Here is a 22,615-nt window from a genome sequence, read left to right on the forward strand (position 1 = left end):
AACAAAATGGACGCTCCTTTTTATTTTTCAGACGATTATCACGGCCGCAACGGTTGCGCCCATTCACGGTATTTATGCTCGCCGGTCTGCTGCCAGCGCACTTCAAACCACATCAGCATCAGGTAATCGACCCAGGGGATCCAGCGGTTAACCTGCTGCTGCAAAAGAGAAATATCCTGATAGCCACCCGCGTTGATGTACTCACGCAGAAAAACATTTTGCTGCTGCGTACTCCAGCCATTGCCGCGAACAATCGCAGCCAGCTCCAGGGCAACATCCGCATCCGCCGCGTATTCCCAGTCAATCAACCGCAGGCCGTCTGGCGTATGCAATACATTTCCTGCGTGGATATCCATATGCACCAGCGCCAGTTTCAGCGGCGCGGGCTGTGTCTGTGACATCATCTTGCGATGTAAACGCAACCAGCGCGGCGTGAGTCTGCGCCGGTCGATATGTTGCCAGTAACGTGCAAACTGATGCTGCAAATCCAGCCGGTAGCCTGAAGGCGGTAACTGGTGCAGCCTGACCAGCGTCCGGCTCAGTGACTGCTGTGTGGCGGGCGTTGCGAAGGTCTGTTCCGTATGCGGCGTGCCCTCTATCCAGTCAACAATCAGCCACGGCGGCGAATAAAGTCTGACACACGGGCCTGATCTTTGCCGCGCGACATGCCGCAAAATCGCAGATTCTCGTCGCCGGTCAGCGCCCGCAATCCGCTTATCAAAAGACTGATGCCGCGCCAGTAAATCACCGGCAGGCGAACAGATTTTCCAGCTTTCCCCCGTCAGTCCGGCGACCGGTAATAAACGAAATCCGGCGGTTTTCACCGCCGGATAATGTTTTTCGATCAGTTGCCGTAGTTCTGATTGCAGAAGCTCAGCGTTAGTTCTGGACTGCACCACGGCCTGACCAGACGATTTCGCCACTTGGTGCGGTAATCAGACGCATCGACATGGTCGGCGCTTTTACATCACCGCTTACGGTGCTGTAAAGCACGTACTGGGCCTTCACGATGTTTGCCAGGCCGATGGCTTTGCTGACCGACGCCAGGCTGTCATCCGGCGATAATCCCAGTGACTGTTTGGCCGAAGACACCTGATCTGCCGGAACCACCTGGAAAGTGGTGTTGTTCGCCAGTGCATTACGCAGGGCATCCGTCGCCTTGGCCATTTGCAGTGAGCCGTTAGTGCTGTTTTTAACGCTATCCACCAGCAACACGCTGCCGGACTGCACACCATCGGATTTCAGCATTTTTGCCAGCATCGGCTGAACGGTCGCCGTCCAGTCAATATTCGCGAATTTTGGCGGCTGTGGAACCGGCTGAACCGGTGGCTGCTCTGGCACTGGCGGATTGACCGGCGGCAGTGGCTGTTGCGGTTGCTGTGGTTGTTCTGGCTGCTGGGTTTGTTGCTGGTTTGGCAAAGTACAACCACCAAGGATCAAAGCGGCCATTGCCACAATGAGAAAATACTTTTTCATCAACCTTCTCCGTACGGGAATTTAGAGATAAAGGTACATGCGCACACTGTACGCATCGAGATTGCCATTAAGTGAACTGATGTCAACGCTGCTGTTGGCTGGCACGGTGACGGTCCGGGATTCGGCAATCGGTAATAAATCCAGTCCCTGCTTATCATACCAATAGAAACGATAATGCAAGGTGACAGGATGTGGCTGGTTATTATCCAGTGTACTGGTGGCTTTTTTCTGCCCACCGGAATCAGACACGGATGGCGAACTCGGGATAATACCCGCCGTCAGAACGGGGGACTCCATGACCACTCTTTGCTGATTATTGAGCGAAATGCCTGGCTTACTGCTGCAGGCTGTCAACAAAATTACCGGCAATAATGCCATCAGGAAACGCATGTTTACCCTTACTGACGTGACAGCAATGGACCCAATGCACGGCCACCGACCAGATGCATATGGATATGATAAACCTCCTGACCCGCGTCGCGGTTGCAGTTGACGATCAGGCGGTAACCGCTTTCGGCAATCCCTTCCTGTTCAGCAATTTTAGCGGCAACCGTCATCATCCGGCCCAGCGCGGCTTCATGCGTGGTATCAACGTCATTCATTGTAGGGATCAGGGTATTCGGAATGATCAGAATGTGGCTTGGCGCCTGAGGAGAAATATCGCGGAATGCAGTCACCAGTTCGTCCTGGTAAACCACATCTGCGGGAATTTCACGGCGAATAATTTTGCTGAAAATTGTCTCTTCGGCCATCTTAACTGTCCTTAACAAAGTAAAAAGCGTTGTACGCAGTATGGGTTAGAATTTCCATTCCTTTCAACCTGATTACGCTTTTTGATGCTTAATTGACGCAGAAAGCGCCATCGAGAGGCAGCGGCAACCGTTCCTCCAAATCGCAGGCATGAAAAAAGGAGGCCGAAGCCTCCTTTATCAGAACCAGACATTGCTCACCATTAATGGTTACGCATGTACTCGTCCATATCAGTTTTCAGGTTGTCAGACTTGGTACCGAAAATCGCCTGAACACCAGAACCTGCAACCACTACACCTGCCGCACCCAGTTTTTTCAGGCCAGCCTGATCAACTTTGGAGACGTCCGCTACGCTGACGCGCAGACGGGTAATACAGGCATCGAGGTTAGTGATGTTGTCTTTACCGCCGAAAGCCTGAACCAGAGAAGCAGACATTTCAGAACCGCCCTGCGCTGTGGTTTCGCTGGTAGAGTCTTCACGGCCAGGGGTTTTCAGATCCAGTTTCGCAATCAGGAAACGGAAGATGCTGTAGTAAACCACTGCATACACCGCACCCACGATTGGGAACAGCCAGATTTTGCTGCTGTTGCCGCTCAGTACGATGAAGTCAATCAGACCGTGCGAGAAGCTGGTACCGTCACGCATACCCAACAGGATACAGATTGGGAATGCCAGACCGGCCAGGATCGCGTGGATCACATACAGAATCGGCGCAACGAACATGAAGGAGAATTCGATTGGCTCGGTGATACCGGTCAGGAACGCAGTCAGTGCAGCCGAAATCATGATGCCGCCGACTTTTGCACGGTTCTCAGGTTTTGCTGAGTGCCAGATAGCGATAGCCGCCGCTGGAAGACCGTACATTTTGAACAGGAAGCCACCGGAAAGTTTACCCGCAGTCGGGTCACCCGCCATGTAACGTGGGATATCGCCGTGGAATACCTGACCCGCAGAGTTCACGTACTCACCGATTTGCATCTGGAATGGAACGTTCCAGATATGGTGCAGACCAAACGGAACCAGCGCACGTTCTACAACGCCGTAGATACCGAATGCCACAACCGGGTTCTGGTAAGCAGCCCATTGTGAGAAGGTCTGGATACCTGTACCGATTGGCGGCCAGATGAAGGACAGAACCACACCCAGGATAATCGCTGCCATACCGGAGATGATTGGCACGAAACGTTTACCGGCGAAGAAGCCCAGGTATTCTGGCAACTTGATGCGGTAGAAACGGTTGAACATGTATGCCGCAATCGCACCGGAGATAATACCGCCCAGTACGCCGGTATCCGCCAGATGCTTGGCTGCAATTTCTTCAGCAGGCAAATGCAGAACCAGTGGTGCAACAACTGCCATGGTTTTCACCATGATGCCGTATGCCACAACGGACGCCAGTGCAGAAACACCGTCGTTGTTGGTGAAGCCTAACGCCACACCGATAGCAAAGATCAGAGGCATGTTAGCGAAGACGGAACCACCGGCTTCGGCCATAACATGGGAAACGATCACTGGCAGCCAGCTAAAGTTTGCAGAACCGACACCAAGCAGGATACCTGCGATTGGCAGTACGGATACTGGCAGCATTAGCGATTTACCGACCTTTTGAAGGTTTGCAAACGCGTTCTTAAACATAATTGAGTGTGCTCCTGAGTAATGATGCTTTTTGATACTTCATGCGGTTTAGCCTGATAACTAACCGCTTTGCAAAAGGTCGTACAGCCCTTTGCTATCGGGTGTCTGAGCACCCCTTTTAATTTTTACGCAGGGTAAAATAATTCCCTTTGTTAATGTTTGATGGCAGTCACGTTTTTCTGAAAAATGCAGTGAGAGCGTTTAAAAAACCCACGATTTACAACATTTAATCCGAAATAAACGCCAGTGACCCCGCAAAAAACGGGGCCACGATACCTCATTCTGGTGATTAATTACGAGGTGTAAAATAAATCTGGCGTATATGACTAAGCCTAAGGTTAGATCAGGGAGGAAGTATCGATGTGAAATAATCGTGAAAAGTTTGCAGTGGTCGCTTCAGCCAGCTGTTCCACACTCACACCTTTGAGCACGGCCATGTAATCGGCAACGTCACGCACATAAGCAGGCTGGTTCTCTTTACCACGATGTGGTACGGGTGCCAGATACGGTGAGTCAGTTTCCACCAGCAAACGATCCAGGGGTACATAACGGGCCACTTCACGCAACGCTTCAGCGTTACGGAAAGTCACAATCCCTGAGAACGAGATAAAGAACCCCAGATCCAGCAGGAATTTTGCCGTCGGCAGATCCTCGGTGAAGCAATGCAAAACACCACCGCACTCCCCTGCGTTCTCTTCTTTGAGAATATCCAGCGTATCCTGACGGGCATCACGGGTATGGACGATCACCGGTTTGTTAAGCTCGCGGCCAATGCGGATGTGCTCGCGGAATGAATCCTGTTGCAGTTTCAGCTGATGCGCTTCTTTCTGATAAAAATAATCCAGACCGGTTTCACCCATTGCCACCACTTTCGAGCTGGCGGCAAGCTCACGCAGTTCTGCGAAATCATAGCCATCGTCAATATTCAGCGGATGCACACCGCAGGAAAATGCGACGTCGGGACGGTCACCAATCAGCTGTGTCATCGCGCGATAACCTGGCAATGTGGTCGCCACCGCCAGCATAAATTTCACGTCACGTTCACGGGCTTTTTCCAGCACATTATCCACGCCGGAGTGCAGCTCATTGTAATCAAGGCTGTCGAGATGACAGTGGGAATCGACTAAAAACATAGTATTTAACTCATGACAAATAAGGGGTTCAGCGGGAAAGCGCGGAACTGAAAATCGACGCAGAAACCGTGCCCTGGAGCATCTGTTCCCACTCAAGAAGTTGTTCGGTCAGCAGTAACTCACGGTTAACACCGACGATAGAAAGCAGCTGATGGCGGCAATGCATCCAGGCACTCACCGATTGCTGTAAAGCCACGCCGGACTGCGCACCGGCGAGCAACGCAATTAACGGCTGCTGATCGTGGTTGATGATGAACTGCCCTGCCTGCTGCTGCCATTTAATGGCATCAAGCAGTAACGTCGCCAGCCAGTACAGACGTTCCGGCGCGTCATCATGATTAAGCTGCGGCAGCAGGGAAAGCATATCCTGTTGCTGACATTGCGTATAAAGCTGCTGGCATAATGCCACGCGTTGCTTCCAGCGTTCCGGCTGCAAAAGTTCAATGGCTGACAACGGCGCACCATTGGTCAGACGCAATGCGGTTTTGATCGAGACAGGATCAGCACTGAGCTGACGGTTGATCCACTGCACCGCCAGCGCTTCTTCCGGCACCGGCAGATGCCAGTAAAAACAGCGGCTGCGGATCGTTGCCAGTAACGCCGAAGGTTCGCGGCATCCGAGCAGGAAATAGGTGCCCGCCGGGGGTTCTTCCAGCGTTTTCAGCAAGGCGTTCGCTGCGGCTTCAGTCAGCAATTCCGTTTGCGGGATCCAGACAACTTTCGAGCCGCCCTGTTGGGAATAATTGTAGAGCGTTTCGATGAGCTGACGCACCGGATCAATGCCCAGCGAGTTTTTGCCTTTTTCAGGTTGCAGGATATGCCAGTCAGGATGGTTGCCGGCAATCATCAGCTGACAGCTGTGGCATGAACCACAACTCTTTTCGCCATCCTTGTGCTGGCACAGCAGCCAGCGGCTCAGACCATATACCAGCGCCTCATCCCCAATCCCCGCAGCGGCATGCATTAGCACCGCATGATGCCCGCGGCCTGTCAGATATTGCCCTGTCAGCTGGCGATAAGGGGCGCTGAGCCACGGATACCAGTTCATGAATGCTCCCGGGTTGCCTGCTCGTCAAACCAGTTTTTCAGTGTCTGTTCGATCGATGACTTCACTTCTTCAATAGTCTGCGAGGCATCGATGGTTTTAATGCGGCTGTCAGCGGCGGCAAGCTCCAGATAACGGGCGCGCGTACGTTCAAAGAAAGGCAAGGCTTCCTGCTCGATACGATCCAGTTCACCACGCGCACGGGCACGTTGCAGGCCGATGGCCGGAGGTAAATCCAAATACAACGTCAGATCAGGGCGGAAATCCCCCAGAACGGTATCGCGCAATGAGGTCATTAGTTTGGCATCAATCCCACGTCCGCCGCCCTGATAAGCTTGTGAGGAGAGATCGTGCCGGTCACCTACCACCCACGCGCCACGCGCCAGAGCGGGTAAAATCACCGTCTCAACCAGCTGGACACGGGCAGCGTAAAGCATCAGCACTTCGGCTTTGACCGTCGGTTTTTCGCCATCTACGCCACGCTTAAACAAATCGCGTAATTTCTCCGCCAGCGGCGTACCGCCCGGCTCACGGGTAAACACAATTTCTTCTACGCCGTGCTGGCGCAATGCATCCACCACCACGTTATGAGCAGTGGTTTTCCCCGCCCCTTCCAGGCCTTCAATCACAATGAAGTTACTTTTCATTCTTGTTCTTAAGAGCCTCTATATACACACGAACCGCCTTGTTGTGGTTCTCAAGGTTAGTGCTGAAAGTATGCCCGCCTTTGCCGTCAGCGACAAAATAAAGATACGGCGTTTTTGCGGGATGTGCCGCAGCCTGAAGTGAGGCTTCGCTCGGCATCGCAATCGGTGAAGGCGGCAGGCCGGTGATCACATAAGTATTGTAGGGGGTCGGCGTTTCTAAATCTTTCTTCGTGATATTACCGGTGTATTTATCACCCATACCATAAATAACGGTCGGGTCTGTTTGCAGACGCATGCCGATCCGCAGACGATTGATGAACACAGACGCCACTTCAGGACGCTCATCTTTCACGGCAGTTTCTTTTTCAATAATCGACGCCATAGTGACCATGTCTTCAGGCGTTTTATACGGCAGCGAATCAGCGCGGTCTTTCCAGATATCCGCAACGGTTTTTTCCATGCGCACATGGGCGCGTTTGAGCAGAGATAAATCCGTCATGCCTGCGGTGTAATGGTAAGTATCGGGATACAACCAGCCTTCGGCATTTTTGGTATCGGTCATGCCTAAGGCCGCGGCGATCTCTTCACCGCTTTTGCCGCTAAGTTTATGCCTGAGATACTCTGAAGTATCTAAAACCTTCATCCAGTCGCTGAGCTTAAAGCCCTCGACAAAACGAATGCTAAATTGAGCTTCTTTACCACTTTTCAGCAACTCCAGCATCTGGCGAACGGTCATGCCTTTTTCCAGACGGTAGGTACCGGCTTTAAACTCACTCAGTTCGGGCTCTAAACGTAATAACCATGGGAACCACGGATTGGGCTTCATCAGCTTCTTGTCGATGAGCAGCGTTTCCAGAACCACACGCCCGGTACCGGCAGGCAGGGTGAAGATCGTTTCACTGCTGACATTGATCGGGCGATCCGCAAACTGTTTCACTTTCTGGTAGGCAAACGTCGCCAGTCCTGCAAGGATCAGGACAATAACGGCGAAGATTTTGGTCTTTTTGTTTGTCATTGTTTATTCACTTTTTTAACAGTTCTGGAGCAAAAAATTGTACAAATCTCGGGATGAGTAATGCCACCCGCACGCCTGTGCCACGGGTAAAACCGGCATAAGGGCATTACAAATCAGCACCTCATCGGCATCAAACAATACGTCGGCAGGTTCACTGACAATGTGCAGCGTCCAGGGCGACGAGTTTTCAATGAGCCGGATAATGTGCTGACGCATAACGCCATCCACGCCCGACTGTGATAAATCCGGTGTAAATACCTGATTCCCCTTCCGCCAGAATAAATTAGCCGCACAGCATTCCACCAGGCAACCTGAGGTGTCAACCACCAGCGCCTCGTGGGCGTCCGTCTGGTCAAGATGCAGGCGGATCATCACCTGCTCAAGACGGTTGAGGTGTTTTATGCCCGCCAGCAGCGGATTTTTGCTCAACGTCACCGGGCTCAGGGCGAGTTTTACACCGGGCTGCCGTAACGCGTGATAATGTGCCGGATAAGCGGACACAGATACAATCCGGGTCGGTTCAGAGCATCCTGCCGAACTGTAGCCTCGTCCACCCTGCCCGCGTGTCACAACGGCTTTAACGACAGCCTCTTCCTGTTGCCCTGCGGCCTGAATCATTTCGCGTTCTAAAGCTGCCCAGTTCACGCCATCAATATGCAAAACAGACACCGCGCGCTGCATCCGCGCAATGTGCTCTGGAAGAAGCAGGATTTCACCGCGCAACACCCTGGCCGTAGTGAAGCAACCGTCGCCAAATTGCACAGACCGGTCTGCCGCTGGCAATGTTGTCGCCGCCGCACCGTTAATCCACATGGTTACTTCCTCCTGACTTCAGGGTTAGCGTTCTCCGACCGCTGAGACTGCGTGAGCAGGCCTCTGGCAGCAAGTGGAGCATTCTTACTTTATCGTACCGGCAGGCCGAAATGGCGGGAAGACTCCTTCCGTTGAGCTGCCGTTTGATTCCACTTTACCGCATAGCAAATGCTTTTATTCAGACAGCAAAAAGGCCCGATTAACGGGCCTTTCTCAATAATACACCGTCGCAATCACATCTTGCGGAATACCAGGGAACCGTTAGTTCCGCCGAATCCGAAGGAGTTGCAAAGTGAATATTGCATGTCTTTCACCTGACGCGCTTCGTGCGGTACAAAGTCCAGATCGCACCCTTCGTCTGGATTGTCCAGATTCAGGGTCGGTGGAACGGCCTGATCACGCAGCGCGAGTAAAGTGAAGATAGACTCCACCGCCCCCGCCGCACCTAACAGGTGGCCTGTCATAGACTTGGTTGAACTGACCAGCACTTTGTGAGAATCCGCACCAAAGACAGATTTAACCGCCTGCGCTTCGGCTTTGTCACCCGCCGGGGTAGAAGTCCCATGCGCGTTGATATAGCCAATTTGCGACGCAGAAATGCCTGCATCACGCAAAGCGTTTTCCATCGCCAGCGCGGCACCTGCACCGTCTTCCGGTGGAGAGGTCATATGGTAAGCATCGCTGCTCATACCAAAGCCGACGATTTCAGCATAAATTTTTGCACCGCGTTTGCGGGCATGTTCGTACTCTTCCAGCACCATAATTCCGGCACCGTCACCAAGTACGAAACCATCACGATCTTTATCCCACGGGCGGCTTGCGGCCTGCGGATTATCGTTGCGCGTGGATAGCGCGCGTGCTGCACCGAAACCACCGACACCCAGCGGGGTGCTGGCTTTTTCTGCGCCGCCTGCCAGCATCACGTCAGCATCGTTATAGGCGATGATACGTGCTGCATGACCAATATTATGCACACCAGAAGTACAGGCTGTAGCAATAGAAATACTCGGCCCACGCAACCCGAACATGATACTCAGATGACCGGCAATCATGTTAACGATGGTTGATGGAACGAAAAAAGGACTAATTTTGCGAGGTCCGCCGTTAACCAATGACGTATGGTTTTCTTCAATCAGACCAAGTCCGCCGATGCCAGAACCGATCGCCGCACCAATGCGTGTCGCGTTCTCAGCAGTCACTTCAAGCCCGGAGTCTTGCATCGCCTGAATACCGGCAGTAATACCATACTGAATAAAGGCGTCCATCTTGCGGGCATCTTTACGCGGGATGTAGTCTTCACAGTTAAAATCTTTTACTAAGCCAGCAAAACGCGTTGCATAGGCACTAGTATCAAAATGGTCGATCAGGCTGATGCCACTCTGACCGGCAAGGAGAGCGTTCCAAGTGGACTCTACAGTATTGCCGACAGGAGACAGCATGCCCAGTCCAGTCACTACAACTCGACGCTTAGACACGTGTGTCCTCCAGGGAGGGAAAAAAGTAGTAATACCGTGGGATATAAAAAACTTAGGCGGTCAAATGACCGCCTAACTATCTAAACTTAAAGCATGTACGCTTACTGTTGGCTAGCGTTGATAAAATCAATTGCTGCCTGAACAGTAGTGATTTTTTCAGCTTCTTCGTCAGGGATCTCGGTATCAAACTCTTCTTCCAGAGCCATAACCAGCTCAACGGTGTCGAGAGAATCAGCGCCAAGGTCGTCTACGAAAGATGCAGCATTCACTACTTCTTCCTGTTTAACACCCAGCTGTTCAACGATGATTTTCTTAACGCGTTCTTCGATAGTGCTCATACTCTTAAATTTCCTATCAAAACTCGCTTTCGCGATGGTTTTCGTAGTGTATAAAATGTTGAAAAAGATGCAACTAAATCCAGGCTGGTCAAACCACGAATTTGCTCTATTTTGCGGTTTTTACCGCAAAAAACGCAAATAATTTCGTAATTTTTAAATCATATACATGCCGCCATTGACATGTAATGTTTCACCCGTGATATAGCCGGCCTCGTCAGAGGCTAAAAAAGCAACGGCGCTGGCAATTTCTTTGGCATCGCCCAACCGGTTGGCTGGAACTGATGACAAAATGCCTGCGCGTTGATCATCTGTCAACGCCCTTGTCATATCCGTCTCAATAAAGCCGGGAGCGACGACGTTGACAGTAATGCCACGTGAAGCAACTTCACGTGCCAAAGACTTACTAAAACCAATCAAGCCAGCTTTAGCCGCCGCGTAGTTCGCCTGCCCTGCGTTACCCATGGTGCCAACAACGGAACCAATTGTAATAATCCGTCCACACCGTTTCTTCATCATAGCTCGCATGACAGCTTTTGAAAGCCGAAACACAGAAGTCAGATTCGTATCCAGGATATCCTGCCACTCATCATCCTTCATACGCATGAGAAGGTTATCACGGGTAATGCCGGCATTATTAACTAAAATATCAATTTCGCCAAATTCAGCTCGAATTGTCGCCAATACTTGCTCAATAGATGCAGAATCAACCACATTGAGCATAATACCTTTGCCATTTTCGCCTAAATATTCGCTGATCGCTTCAGCACCTTTCTCGCTGGTCGCTGTGCCGATCACTTTCGCGCCGCCTGCTACCAGTTTCTCTGCAATAGCGCGGCCAATACCACGACTGGCACCAGTAACAAGTGCAATTTTGCCTTCGAAGGTCATACTCATCCTCTTATTACTGCTCTAACGCCGCTGCCAGACTTGCCGTGTCATTCACAGCGGCCGCCGTCAGGGTGTCAACAATACGTTTTGTCAGACCGGTCAATACTTTACCCGGCCCCACTTCTAAAAGCTGCTCAACGCCCTGTGCTGCCATAAATTCGACAGACTCAGTCCAGCGCACCGGGCTGTACAACTGGCGTACCAGCGCACTGCGGATGGCTTCAGGAGACGTTTCAATTTTCACATCAACGTTGTTCACCACGGAATACTGCGGTGCGCTGAATGTGACATTTTCCAGTGCAACGGCAAGTTTATCCGCAGCAGGCTTCATCAGCGCACAATGCGATGGCACGCTGACAGGCAGAGGCAGAGCGCGTTTTGCACCCGCTTCTTTACAGGCCGCACCGGCACGTTCTACCGCTTCTTTATTACCCGCGATCACAACCTGACCTGGCGAGTTAAAGTTAACCGGAGAGACAACCTGCCCCTGAGCAGACTCTTCACAGGCTTTGGCAATCGCGTCGTTATCCAGACCGATAATAGCGTACATCGCGCCAGTACCTGCCGGAACCGCTTCCTGCATCAGTTTGCCGCGCAGTTCAACCAGTGAAATCGCCTGTTTGAAATCCAGCACACCGGCACAAACCAGAGCAGAATATTCGCCCAGACTATGACCCGCCATCAGAACAGGCTGAGTGCCGTTCTGCTGCTGCCATACACGCCAGATAGCGACGGAAGCGGCCAGCAACGCAGGCTGCGTCTGCCAGGTTTTATTCAGTTCTTCAGCAGGCCCCTGTTGCACCAGCTGCCATAAATCATATCCCAGCGCCGAAGAAGCTTCGGCAAATGTTTCTTCAACAACCGGATGTGCAGCGGCTAAATCAGCCAGCATACCGAGCGTCTGAGAACCCTGACCAGGGAAAACAACTGCAATTTTTGTCATTTTTATCATCCTGTTAAATCAAAAACGTACCAGCGCCGAGCCCCAGGTAAAGCCACCGCCAAATGCTTCGAGCAACACTAATTGCCCGCGCTGAATTCTGCCGTCACGCACTGCTTCGTCAAATGCTGCAGGCACAGAGGCCGCAGAGGTATTGCCATGACGATCGAGCGTAACCACGACTTTGTCCATTCCCATACCCAGCTTTTTCGCTGTCGCACTGATAATGCGCAGATTCGCCTGATGCGGAACCAGCCAGTCGAGTGCAGTACGGTCGAGATTATTTGCGGTCAGTGTTTCATCAACAATGTGCGCCAGTTCAGTCACAGCGACTTTGAAGACTTCATTACCCGCCATGGTGACATAAGCAGGTTTTTCCGGCTCAGTCTGGCTTGGGTAGGCCAGCGTCAGCAGGTTGCCGTAATGACCATCCGCATGCATATGCGTAGAAATGATGCCCTGCTCTTCTGAAGCGCCCAGCAATACTGCGCCCGCACCATCACCGAACAGAATAACCGTACCGCGATCTTCAGGATCGAGTTTACGCGACAACACATCAGAGCCGATCACCAGTGCATATTTCACAGCACCGTTTTTGATGTATTGATCGGCAACGCTCAGTGCGTAGGTAAAACCGGCACAAGCGGCGGCCAGATCGAACGCTGCAGAATCCTTGATGCCCAGCATGTTCTGCACCTGGCAGGCTGAACTCGGGAATGCATGTGAAGATGAGGTTGTTGCAACAATGATCAAACCCACGTCGCTTGCGCTGACGCCGGCCATTTCAAGTGCTTTTTCTGCTGCGTGCAGGCCCATTGTGGCCACAGTCTCATCCGGTGCAGCGATACGACGTTCACGAATACCTGTGCGGGTGACAATCCACTCGTCGGAGGTATCCACCATTTTTTCTAAGTCGGCATTAGTCCGAACTTGCACGGGCAAATAGCTCCCCGTACCGAGAATTTTTGTATACATGTACGATCAGTCACTCTTGGGTAATACAGCTTCAAGGCGCGCGGCAATCCGCTGAGGGACCTGCCGCTGCACCGCCTGCACAGCCTGTTCGATAGCAACAGCAAACGCACGCTGGTTTGCTCCACCGTGGCTTTTAATAACGATGCCCCGTAATCCTAACAAACATGCGCCATTATACTGGTCGGGGTTGAGGTGGCTAAAACGCTTTAGCAACTTCTTCTGGACTATCCGTCCCAACCATTTCAACCACCAGGCCTTCTTGCCACCCTCACCGGAGGATTTTAACAGTGACAAAAACATCCTTATTACACCTTCCATGGTCTTAAGCGTAACATTGCCCACGAAGCCGTCACACACCATCACATCTGTCTTACCGGTCAGAAGGTCATTGCCTTCAAGATAGCCGATATAGTTGATTAGTGCGGTATTTTTTAAAATAGCGGCGGCTTCGCGGATATTATCCAGCCCTTTGCTTTCCTCTTCACCGATATTGAGTAAGGCGACACGGGGGTTACTGATACCCACCACCTGCTCCGCCATTACTGCACCCATCACGGCAAACTGGACCAACATTGTGCTGTCACACTCAACGTTCGCCCCCAAATCCAGCACCACAGTTTTACTGCGTTGCTGATTGGGCAGGACGCTCATCAGCGCCGGGCGTTCAATGCCATCCAGTGGCTTGACCACCATTTTGGCTAATCCCATCAGAGCGCCGGTATTCCCGGCACTGACACACGCTTGTGCATCACCGCTTTTGATCAGTTCCAACGCCACACGCATTGAGCTTCCTTTACTGGCACGTATAGCTTGCGACGCGCGCATGTCGCTGGCTATAACTGATTCAGCAGGAATTATCCGAATTCGTTCTGTTATAGAAGGATCGGCTTTGGCTAAGAAAGGTGTGATTGCGTCGGGATCGCCGACCAGAAGAAGATCTAATTCAGAATTAGAGATCAGTGCCTGCAATGAAGCAGGCACTGTGACGGAAGGACCGAAATCTCCGCCCATTACATCTAACGCGATGGTTAGACGAGTCAAGGTATCGCCTTGCCAGCACTTATCACGTGAATAAGTTGCAGGCAATTATCAGCCGATTACCTTGCGACCGCGGTAGAAACCGTCGGCAGTGATGTGGTGACGCAGGTGAGTTTCACCAGAAGTCTTGTCCACAGACAGAGTGGAAGTGGTCAGAGCGTCATGTGAACGACGCATGCCACGTTTAGAACGGGTTGGTTTATTCTGTTGTACGGCCATGGACCTTACTCCTTAAGTACTTTTCTTTAAACTCGCTAATACGGCAAATGGATTAGGTTTCTCCGCCTCTTCAGGCAGTTTGCCAAATACCATGTCCGCGTCGGACACTTCACAGTGTTCAGATTCATGTACCGGAACGACAGGCAGTGAAAGAATAATTTCGTCTTCAATCATTGCCAGCAAATCGACTTCGCCAAAATCATCGACTTCGATAGGCTCGTACGCTTCCGGTAATGCCTCAGCCTGTTCATCATTCTGGACAGGGCTAAAACAATATGTTGTGTGAACCTGATGCTCAAACGTCTTACCGCATCTCTGGCATTCCAGAGTCACAGCAACATCGGAGTGGCCGGTAATCACAGCCAGGCGCTGATTGTCGATATTAAACGACAATGAGGTTTGTATATCAGAATCCACACTGACCACTGATTGGGCAACACGCGTAACCTGATCTGCAGTATAGACACCTGTATAGTCTAAACGCTTCTGGGCAGTGCGGACCGCATCAAGGGTCAGGGGTAATTTTACTTTTTGCATAGGGCGCGCATATTAACTTTGTAACGACAGAGAGTCAAAGAAAAAGGCCTCAAAACCGCACCTTTCACCAATATTCGCTTCCGCAGCGGACGACAGTTTAAAATGTGTGATTCAATAACGCTACGCTTTGTGAAAAAAAATTATGATTATGTCTGCACCAGATTTACTTTTAGCCTCGACCTCGGCCTACCGGAAAGCCTTGCTGGAGAAAACCGGGCTGAAATTTACCTGCGCTTCACCCGATATTGATGAAACCCCTTTTCCCGATGAAAATCCGGCAGAACTGGTGCAGCGGCTGGCGCAATCCAAAGCCGACACGCTCGCTACTGCTTATCCGCATCATCTGATCATTGGCTCCGATCAGGTTTGCTTTATCGATGGAAAAATCACCGGAAAGCCGCACACTTTCGATAATGCATTCCGTCAGTTGCGGGCAGCCAGCGGAAAAATGGTTACGTTCTATACCGGCCTGAGTCTCTATAACAGCGATGCAAAAACAGCGCAGACGTTATGCGAAACGTTTGACGTCACCTTCCGGCCATTGACCGATGAAGAAATTACCGGATATTTACATCGCGAAGAGCCGTACGACTGCGCGGGTAGCTTTAAATGCGAAGGTTTGGGGATTACGCTTTTCGACAGTCTGACGGGGCGCGACCCAAACACGCTAATCGGGCTGCCACTTATTGCCCTGCTCTCCTTACTGCGCGAACACGGCATCAATCCATTGCTTGAAAGCCGTTAATTGAGAGGCATAAAAAAGGCGCAACCAGTGCGCCTCTTTATAAGCTGATCTTTTTAACGAGCGTTTGCTTTGCCGCGTAAAATTTTCAGGCAGTTACGCAGTTTGGCATCCATAGGAGCCTCAATGCGCATGGTTTCACCGCTAGCCGGATGTTCAAAACGCAGCGCAGCCGCATGCAGGAAAAGACGGTTCAGACCCGTTCCTGACAGTTTCGCATCGAAATCACGCTCACCATAACGATCATCAAAAGCAATCGGATGACCAGCGTGCAACGCATGCACACGGATCTGGTGCGTTCTGCCTGTCACCGGGCTGGCTTTCACCAGCGTTGCAAATTCATAACGCTCTTCAATTTTGAAACGTGTTTCAGAAGGTTTTCCTTCCGCATTCACCCTGACAACACGCTCACCGCTTTGCAGGATATTTTTCAGCAGCGGAGCCTGCACCACTTTGCAATGCGAAGGCCATTCACCGCGCACCAGCGCCAGGTAATCCTTCTGCATACTTTTAACGCGCAATTGCTCATGCAGTGATCGCAGGGCGGAGCGCTTCTTGGCGACCAGCAAAACACCGGAAGTATCACGGTCAAGACGGTGAACCAGTTCAAGGAAGCGCGCTTCCGGACGCAGGGCTCGCAGACCTTCGATCACGCCAAAGCTCAGACCGCTGCCACCATGTACGGCAGTACCGGAAGGTTTGTTCAGGATCAGTAAATGGTCGTCTTCATATAAGATGCAATCTGCTAAAGCCGCGACTTTATCCAGCTTCGCAGAAACCGGCGCTTCATCACGCTCTGCCACGCGAACCGGCGGGACACGCACTTCATCACCGGCAAGTAATTTGTATTCAGGCTTAATTCTTTTCTTATTAACCCGCACCTCACCTTTACGCACGATGCGATAGATCATGCTCTTCGGCACGCCCTTAAGGATTTTAAGTAAGAAGTTGTCGATGCGCTGACCGGCTTCGTCTTCGGAGATGGGGATTAATTGTACAGTTGGATTCTCAGTTTTCATGGCTCGCGATTCTAAATATCCGGCACGGTTCGCGCCACTGATTTTTATGTGCTTAACTCTTACTTTACCAGTAACTGCTGAGGAAAACCCTTCTATACCCTTTGTTTTTACAGAAAGCGAAAGTTCAGACAATGCGGCACATCTCTCATTGAGGTAAATATCTTACCCGCATGGGAAAAGTCACCTTGCTATCACAGTGCCTGCAATGGAATAATGAAACTACTTTCGGCGTTGTTTCTCTTAAGTTAGGGAAAACGCAGGAATTATAGATTTGCCTGATTGCGCAAAAACGCAGCAATGGCGTAAGACGTAATGTGAAATCAAGCAATTAGCGGGCTGCGGGTTGCAGCTTGGCCGGCATACGGAATGAGATCTGTTAACCTAAATTCAGAAGCTATTCCCCTAATAAAAGTGCTGCTTTCATAACGCTGGTGTCTTTAATACAGCAAAAGCAGACTTACCGAAATAATGCGCCCCTATGCAAGCGACAACCGTGAGGTTGACGATTTGCGAGAAGACTCGGGGCCAACGGTTTACCCGGTCATGAGGTCATTTTGCCCGCAGCTCTGTCAATAATGGAATAATAATGAGTAAGTTACGATGAAAAGAATGTTGATTAACGCGACTCAGCAAGAAGAGTTGCGCGTTGCCCTTGTAGATGGACAGCGGCTGTATGATTTGGATATTGAAAGTCCGGGCCATGAGCAGAAAAAAGCGAACATTTACAAAGGTAAAATCACCCGCATTGAACCTAGTCTGGAAGCGGCATTCGTAGATTACGGCGCAGAACGACACGGTTTCCTCCCCCTGAAAGAAATTTCCCGTGAATATTTCCCTAGCAACTATTCTTCCCACGGCCGCCCAAACATCAAAGATGTGTTGCGCGAAGGTCAGGAAGTTATTGTTCAGGTCGATAAAGAAGAACGTGGAAATAAAGGCGCAGCACTGACGACGTTTATCAGTCTGGCCGGTAGCTATCTAGTTCTGATGCCTAATAATCCACGCGCTGGGGGAATTTCCCGCCGGATTGAAGGTGATGACCGTACTGAACTGAAAGAAGCGCTGTCTTCTCTGCAACTGCCTGATGGCATGGGTCTTATTGTGCGTACTGCCGGTGTCGGCAAATCCGCAGAAGCCCTGCAATGGGACCTGACTTTCCGTCTCAAGCATTGGGATGCTATCAAGAAAGCTGCTGAAGGCCGCCCTGCCCCATTCCTGATCCATCAGGAAAGTAACGTTATCGTTCGTGCATTCCGTGACTATCTGCGTCCGGATATCGGCGAAATCCTTATCGATAACCCGAAAATCCTCGACCTGGCAAAAGAGCATATCGCCGCTCTGGGCCGTCCTGATTTCAGCAGCAAAATTAAACCGTACGTCGGTGAAATTCCGCTGTTCAGTCACTACCAGATCGAATCGCAAATCGAATCCGCTTTCCAGCGTGAAGTCCGTCTGCCTTCCGGCGGCTCGATTGTTATCGACAGCACTGAAGCGTTGACCGCTATCGACATCAACTCCGCGCGTGCAACCCGCGGTGGCGATATCGAAGAAACTGCATTCAACACTAACCTTGAAGCGGCTGACGAAATTGCCCGCCAGTTACGCCTGCGTGACCTGGGTGGCCTGATCGTTATCGACTTCATCGATATGACGCCAGTTCGCCATCAGCGCGAAGTGGAAAACCGTCTGCGTGACGCCGTTCGTCAGGACCGCGCCCGCATCCAGATTGGTCGTATTTCCCGTTTCGGCTTACTGGAAATGTCCCGTCAGCGTCTGAGCCCTTCACTGGGTGAATCAACGCACCATATTTGCCCGCGTTGTGCAGGTACCGGTACCGTCCGTGACAACGAATCTCTGTCACTGTCGATTCTGCGTCTGATTGAAGAAGAAGCGCTGAAAGAAAACACCAAAGAAGTACATGCCATCGTTCCGGTGCCAATCGCTTCTTACCTGCTGAACGAAAAACGTGAATCGGTGAATGCCATCGAAAAACGTCAGGGTGGCGTGCGTGCAGTGATCGTACCTAACGATCAGATGCAAACTCCGCACTACCACGTTCTGCGTGTACGTAAAGGTGAAGAAATCTCTGCACTGAGCTACTTGCTGCCTCAGATCCACGAAGCAGAAATGCTGCAACCTTCTGAAGAGTTGCCGGCTGAACGTCGTCGTCCTGAGCAACCGGCACTGGCTGCATTCGCGCTGCAAAGCGAAGCACCTCCTTCCAGCTTCGAGCAGGCTGCTGTGCCTGAAGAACCTGTCAAAACCAGAACAGCCACAGTGAATGCTCCGGCAGCGCCTGTTGTTGAAAAATCCGGTTTTGTCAGCCGTCTGCTGAGCGGGTTGAAGAGCTTGTTCGCACCGGAGCCACAACAGGAAGTTAAACCTGTTGAAGCACCAAAAGAGACTACGGAAGCAACTGAAACCGAAAACCGTCGTAATAACGAACGCCGTAACCAGCGTCGTCAGGGCGGACGCCGTGAGCGTAACGGTGAACGTGGCGAGCGCAATGACCGCGGTAATCGTGGTGAGCGTGGCGAAGGTCGTGATAACAATCGTGATAATCGTGGCGAAGGCCGTGATAACCGCGAAAATAATCGCGAACAACGTGATGATCAGCGTCGTGGCCGTCGTAATCAGGAACCGGTTGTTACTGAAACCCGTAACGAAGAAGTTGAAACTGCTGCTCGCGAAGAACAGCAGCAACAACCTCGTCGTGAGCGTTCGCGTCGCCGTTCTGAAGACAAACGTAAACCACAAACTGAAGAGAAAATTCAGGATGCGGTTGCTGTTGAGCAAGTTGTTGTTGCACCGGTTGTTACTGATGAAACTGAACAGGAAGACCGTCAGCCAGCACAGCGCCGTCAGCGTCGCCAGCTGAATCAGAAAATCCGCTTCGAATCTGAAGAAGTTGATCATGAAGAAGAAGCTGCGGCTCAGTTGCTGATCACCGGCACTCGTCCGGCAGCACCAGCGCCAGCCGTGGTTGCGCAAGAATCTTCTGATGCCGAACCAGCAAACACAGCGGACAACGAAGACAATCAGAATGACAACGCCCGTGAAAATGGAATGCCGCGTCGTTCACGTCGTTCTCCGCGTCACTTGCGTGTCAGCGGTCAGCGTCGTCGTCGTTACCGTGACGAGCGTTACCCGACTCAGTCGCCAATGCCAATGGCAGGTGCATTCGTTTCTCCGGAAATGGCGTCTGGCAAAGTTTGGATCACCTATCCGGTGGCCCACTCTTCTGAATATCAGTCTTCTGAATATCAGTCCCATGAGCAGCAGAACACTGAAGCAGAAGCACCTGAAGTACTGACTCAGCAAGTTGAGATTGCCCAGGCGAATACGCCGGTCATTTCTGAAACTGCAGAGGTTGCACCTCAGCCAGTAGCTCAGTCAGAAACAGTAGTTGAAGCTGCTCAGCAAGAAGCAGCTACAGATGCTGCACCTGCAGAAGCGGCACAGCCTGTTGCTGACGAACCTGTATTGGTTGAGCCTGCAACAGCTGAACCTGTTGAAGAAACGCCTGTTGTCCAAGTGGCACCTGAAGCGCACGAGCCAGCCGTCGTTGAACCGACAGCCGTGCTTGCTGAACCTGAACTTCAGGCACCTGCGCCAGTCGCAGAACCTGAAGTGAAAGTGGAAGAGAAAGCAGAACCGGTTGCGGAAGTAAAACCTGCCGTGGAGGCTGCCCCCGTTGCGCACGCTCCGGCAGTGACTGAAGCTGCGGTTGTTGCACCTCGCTTCAAGCATTTCGCGACAGCGCCTATGACGAAAGCACCAGCACCTAGCTATGTGCCTGAACCCGCGCGTCAAAGTGACTGGGTTCGCCCTGAGTTCAACTTTGATGGCAAAGGTTCTGCCGGTGGCCATGCTGCAGTAACGACTGCCACGGCTCCTGCCACTAAGCCGGAAATGCCAGCAGAGTAATTCCGCTGAGCTGACAGTGTCACAAAACTAAAAACCCGCCTCGGCGGGTTTTTTTATTGGCGAGTTAGCTGCCCCATGAAAATCAGGCCAGACTTTTCAGACGACGGATCGTCAGTTCCTCAAGTTTCCCTTCCAGGCTTCTGGCGAAATGCTGGAAATGCTCGGTCTTGTTGTGCTGGTTCAACGCATCTTCTGATGCCCAGCGCTCATAGAAAACAAAAGTGCCGTCGTTATCCAGATCCTGATGCAGCTCATATTGCAGGCATCCCACTTCCTGCCGGCTTGGCTCAATTACGTCAAGCAATGCTTCTGTCACTTTTGCCCTGAATTCTTTTTTCGCGACAATTGTGGCAACAACTCTGATTTCCATAATGGTTCTCCCGTTATTTTGTCGTGCTTCAGGCACACACCATGAAGCACGGTGACTAAAATCTCCCTCCACTATGAACCTTTCGATACATTGATTTCAATACGAACTTTATTTAACAGATGCAACACAACGGTTTTACGCTTATTCTTGTTCCCCGCCGTTAATGCTCCCATTACCGCACCTGATCCCAACATCTTGTCTCTCAATGCCGGAGTTTTGCCTGATGACCGCAACACCGCAAGTTTTGAAAATCCGCCGCCCAGATGACTGGCATATTCACCTTCGTGATGACGAAATGCTCAGCACGGTGTTACCTTTCACCAGTGAAGTCTTTGGTCGCGCGATTGTCATGCCAAACCTGACGCCACCTGTAACGACTGTCGCTGCGGCAATCGCCTATCGTGAACGTATTATGGCCGCGCTGCCTTCCGGGCATAAATTCACCCCGCTGATGACCTGCTATCTGACCGATTCTCTGGATCCGGAAGAAATTGCCCGCGGGTTCGAGCAAGGTGTTTTCACTGCGGCAAAACTGTATCCGGCCAATGCGACCACCAACTCCCAGCATGGGGTTACGGATGTCAAAACGATTTATCCTGTGCTCGAGCGTATGCAAAAAATCGGCATGCCTTTGCTTATCCACGGCGAAGTCACTCACAGCCATGTTGATATTTTTGATCGGGAAGCTCGTTTCATCGATGAAGTGATGGATCCGGTTCGCCGTCAGTTCCCTGAGCTGAAAATTGTCTTCGAGCACATCACAACCAAAGAAGCGGCTCAGTATGTTCTTTCCGGTAATCAATATCTGGGCGCAACCATTACGCCACAGCATCTGATGTTTAACCGCAACCATATGCTGGTAGGCGGAGTTCGTCCGCATCTGTTCTGTCTGCCGATTCTTAAACGCAACGTTCATCAGGAAGCACTGCGTGAAGTCATCGCCAGCGGTGCTGACCGTTTCTTCCTGGGTACCGATTCCGCCCCGCACACCAAAGGCCGTAAAGAATCAAGCTGTGGCTGTGCCGGTTGCTTTAACGCACCACTCGCGATATCAGCTTATGCAACCGTCTTCGAAGAGATGAATGCACTGCAGCATCTCGAGGCATTCTGCTCCCTTAATGGTCCGCGTTTCTATGGTTTGCCGCTCAATGAAGATTTCATCGAACTGACGCGCACGTCGGTGACGCAGCCGGAAGAAATTGCTTTGGGTAACGAATCTGTTGTGCCATTCCTCGCGGGACAAACCCTGAACTGGAAAGTGACATCGTACTAAATACGATTTCTCAACACGGTAGCTTGCGCTGATTATGATTTGACTGTATAAATATACAGTCAAATCTATTCAGGAGGTCCTATGCGTGTTGAAGTCACAATCGATAAAACCAAGCCTCTGCCTGTTGGCGCGCTGGACGCGTTATCGGGTGAATTGAGTAAGAGAATTAACAAACAGTTTACTGATCGCGAAAATAAAGTTCAGGTCCGTTATGCGGGAGCAAATAGCCTGTCCGTATTGGGCGGAGCTAAAACTGATCGCGATCTGATCGAAGAAATTTTGCAGGAAACCTGGGAAAGTGCCGACGACTGGTTTTCAAATCAGAACGATGAGTAACACTATGAAATTTCTGCAAACCT

At 51.3% G+C, this 22,615-nt stretch carries 24 protein-coding genes; 4 read left to right on the plus strand and 20 right to left on the minus strand.

Annotated elements, in window-relative coordinates; translation table 11 throughout:
- Positions 1-38: 38 nt before the first annotated feature.
- The 18 genes from ACM615_RS07790 to yceD all read right to left on the minus strand — a co-directional run bounded on the left by ACM615_RS07790 (position 39) and on the right by yceD (position 14,925).
- Positions 39-896 carry a phosphotransferase gene (locus tag ACM615_RS07790; protein ID WP_431011880.1) on the minus strand — a complete coding sequence of 286 codons (858 nt, stop codon included), beginning with the start codon at positions 894-896 and terminating at the stop codon, positions 39-41.
- A complete protein-coding gene (gene lpoB, locus ACM615_RS07795) occupies positions 880-1,476 on the minus strand; it encodes a penicillin-binding protein activator LpoB (protein WP_120160634.1) in 597 nt (198 codons plus the stop codon). Before lpoB ends, ACM615_RS07790 begins: the two co-directional genes overlap by 17 nt.
- A gap of 21 nt (positions 1,477-1,497) precedes the next feature.
- Complete coding sequence (locus tag ACM615_RS07800; RefSeq protein WP_159281442.1) at positions 1,498-1,866, minus strand: YcfL family protein; 369 nt, start codon at positions 1,864-1,866, stop codon at positions 1,498-1,500.
- Between the two features lie 8 nt (positions 1,867-1,874).
- Positions 1,875-2,228 (minus strand): purine nucleoside phosphoramidase, encoded by a 354-nt coding sequence (gene hinT / locus ACM615_RS07805; protein WP_112291124.1) that lies wholly within the window; start codon positions 2,226-2,228, stop codon positions 1,875-1,877.
- A gap of 200 nt (positions 2,229-2,428) precedes the next feature.
- Positions 2,429-3,862, minus strand: a complete 1,434-nt coding sequence (gene ptsG / locus ACM615_RS07810; protein WP_112291126.1) for a PTS glucose transporter subunit IIBC — start codon at positions 3,860-3,862, stop codon at positions 2,429-2,431.
- A 338-nt stretch (positions 3,863-4,200) separates the two neighbouring features.
- Entirely contained in the window at positions 4,201-4,995 is a 795-nt protein-coding gene (locus ACM615_RS07815) for a metal-dependent hydrolase (RefSeq protein WP_431011739.1), read from the minus strand.
- 28 nt (positions 4,996-5,023) lie between these two features.
- A complete protein-coding gene (holB, locus tag ACM615_RS07820; protein WP_129638489.1) occupies positions 5,024-6,043 on the minus strand; it encodes a DNA polymerase III subunit delta' in 1,020 nt (339 codons plus the stop codon).
- Positions 6,040-6,687, minus strand: coding sequence for a dTMP kinase (tmk, locus tag ACM615_RS07825; protein ID WP_129638488.1), 648 nt, complete (start codon positions 6,685-6,687; stop codon positions 6,040-6,042). Before tmk ends, holB begins: the two co-directional genes overlap by 4 nt.
- Positions 6,677-7,702 (minus strand): endolytic transglycosylase MltG, encoded by a 1,026-nt coding sequence (gene mltG / locus ACM615_RS07830; protein WP_431011740.1) that lies wholly within the window; start codon positions 7,700-7,702, stop codon positions 6,677-6,679. Before mltG ends, tmk begins: the two co-directional genes overlap by 11 nt.
- Before the next feature lie 15 nt (positions 7,703-7,717).
- Positions 7,718-8,515 carry an aminodeoxychorismate lyase gene (gene pabC / locus ACM615_RS07835; RefSeq protein WP_132963785.1) on the minus strand — a complete coding sequence of 266 codons (798 nt, stop codon included), beginning with the start codon at positions 8,513-8,515 and terminating at the stop codon, positions 7,718-7,720.
- A gap of 233 nt (positions 8,516-8,748) precedes the next feature.
- Positions 8,749-9,990: a beta-ketoacyl-ACP synthase II gene (gene fabF, locus ACM615_RS07840; RefSeq protein ID WP_112291134.1), complete on the minus strand. Its 1,242-nt coding sequence runs from the start codon at positions 9,988-9,990 to the stop codon at positions 8,749-8,751.
- 101 nt (positions 9,991-10,091) lie between these two features.
- Positions 10,092-10,328, minus strand: coding sequence for an acyl carrier protein (acpP, locus tag ACM615_RS07845; RefSeq protein ID WP_015690190.1), 237 nt, complete (start codon positions 10,326-10,328; stop codon positions 10,092-10,094).
- 153 nt (positions 10,329-10,481) lie between these two features.
- Entirely contained in the window at positions 10,482-11,216 is a 735-nt protein-coding gene (fabG, locus tag ACM615_RS07850) for a 3-oxoacyl-ACP reductase FabG (RefSeq protein WP_112291135.1), read from the minus strand.
- Between the two features lie 13 nt (positions 11,217-11,229).
- Positions 11,230-12,159: an ACP S-malonyltransferase gene (gene fabD, locus ACM615_RS07855; protein WP_129638485.1), complete on the minus strand. Its 930-nt coding sequence runs from the start codon at positions 12,157-12,159 to the stop codon at positions 11,230-11,232.
- A gap of 18 nt (positions 12,160-12,177) precedes the next feature.
- Positions 12,178-13,131 (minus strand): beta-ketoacyl-ACP synthase III, encoded by a 954-nt coding sequence (locus tag ACM615_RS07860; RefSeq protein ID WP_112291138.1) that lies wholly within the window; start codon positions 13,129-13,131, stop codon positions 12,178-12,180.
- Positions 13,132-13,137: 6 nt separating this feature from the next.
- The gene (gene plsX / locus ACM615_RS07865; protein ID WP_129638484.1) at positions 13,138-14,172 is read right to left on the minus strand and encodes a phosphate acyltransferase PlsX; all 1,035 of its coding nucleotides are present in this window, start codon (positions 14,170-14,172) and stop codon (positions 13,138-13,140) included.
- Between the two features lie 48 nt (positions 14,173-14,220).
- A complete protein-coding gene (gene rpmF, locus ACM615_RS07870; protein WP_013576249.1) occupies positions 14,221-14,388 on the minus strand; it encodes a 50S ribosomal protein L32 in 168 nt (55 codons plus the stop codon).
- A 12-nt stretch (positions 14,389-14,400) separates the two neighbouring features.
- A complete protein-coding gene (gene yceD / locus ACM615_RS07875) occupies positions 14,401-14,925 on the minus strand; it encodes a 23S rRNA accumulation protein YceD (protein WP_112291141.1) in 525 nt (174 codons plus the stop codon).
- A gap of 142 nt (positions 14,926-15,067) precedes the next feature.
- Between yceD and ACM615_RS07880 the strand changes: the two genes are divergently transcribed.
- Entirely contained in the window at positions 15,068-15,670 is a 603-nt protein-coding gene (locus tag ACM615_RS07880; RefSeq protein ID WP_390889610.1) for a Maf family protein, read from the plus strand.
- Between the two features lie 53 nt (positions 15,671-15,723).
- Here the strand turns inward: ACM615_RS07880 and rluC are convergent, their stop codons facing one another.
- Entirely contained in the window at positions 15,724-16,686 is a 963-nt protein-coding gene (gene rluC / locus ACM615_RS07885; protein ID WP_129638483.1) for a 23S rRNA pseudouridine(955/2504/2580) synthase RluC, read from the minus strand.
- A gap of 600 nt (positions 16,687-17,286) precedes the next feature.
- On the opposite strand from rluC, the gene rne reads away from it, so the two are divergent.
- Positions 17,287-20,613 (plus strand): ribonuclease E, encoded by a 3,327-nt coding sequence (gene rne / locus ACM615_RS07890; RefSeq protein WP_431011741.1) that lies wholly within the window; start codon positions 17,287-17,289, stop codon positions 20,611-20,613.
- Between the two features lie 82 nt (positions 20,614-20,695).
- Here the strand turns inward: rne and ACM615_RS07895 are convergent, their stop codons facing one another.
- Complete coding sequence (locus ACM615_RS07895) at positions 20,696-20,983, minus strand: putative quinol monooxygenase (RefSeq protein WP_112291145.1); 288 nt, start codon at positions 20,981-20,983, stop codon at positions 20,696-20,698.
- A gap of 223 nt (positions 20,984-21,206) precedes the next feature.
- Here ACM615_RS07895 and pyrC point away from each other — a divergent pair, with 223 nt between their 5' ends.
- Positions 21,207-22,256: a dihydroorotase gene (gene pyrC, locus ACM615_RS07900; protein ID WP_431011742.1), complete on the plus strand. Its 1,050-nt coding sequence runs from the start codon at positions 21,207-21,209 to the stop codon at positions 22,254-22,256.
- Positions 22,257-22,337: 81 nt separating this feature from the next.
- Positions 22,338-22,592 carry a DNA damage-inducible protein I gene (gene dinI / locus ACM615_RS07905; protein WP_112291148.1) on the plus strand — a complete coding sequence of 85 codons (255 nt, stop codon included), beginning with the start codon at positions 22,338-22,340 and terminating at the stop codon, positions 22,590-22,592.
- Positions 22,593-22,615 lie beyond the last annotated feature (23 nt).

Origin of the sequence: Rahnella sp. PAMC25617, from assembly GCF_050606005.1 — a bacterium.
GTDB lineage: Bacteria > Pseudomonadota > Gammaproteobacteria > Enterobacterales > Enterobacteriaceae > Rahnella > Rahnella variigena.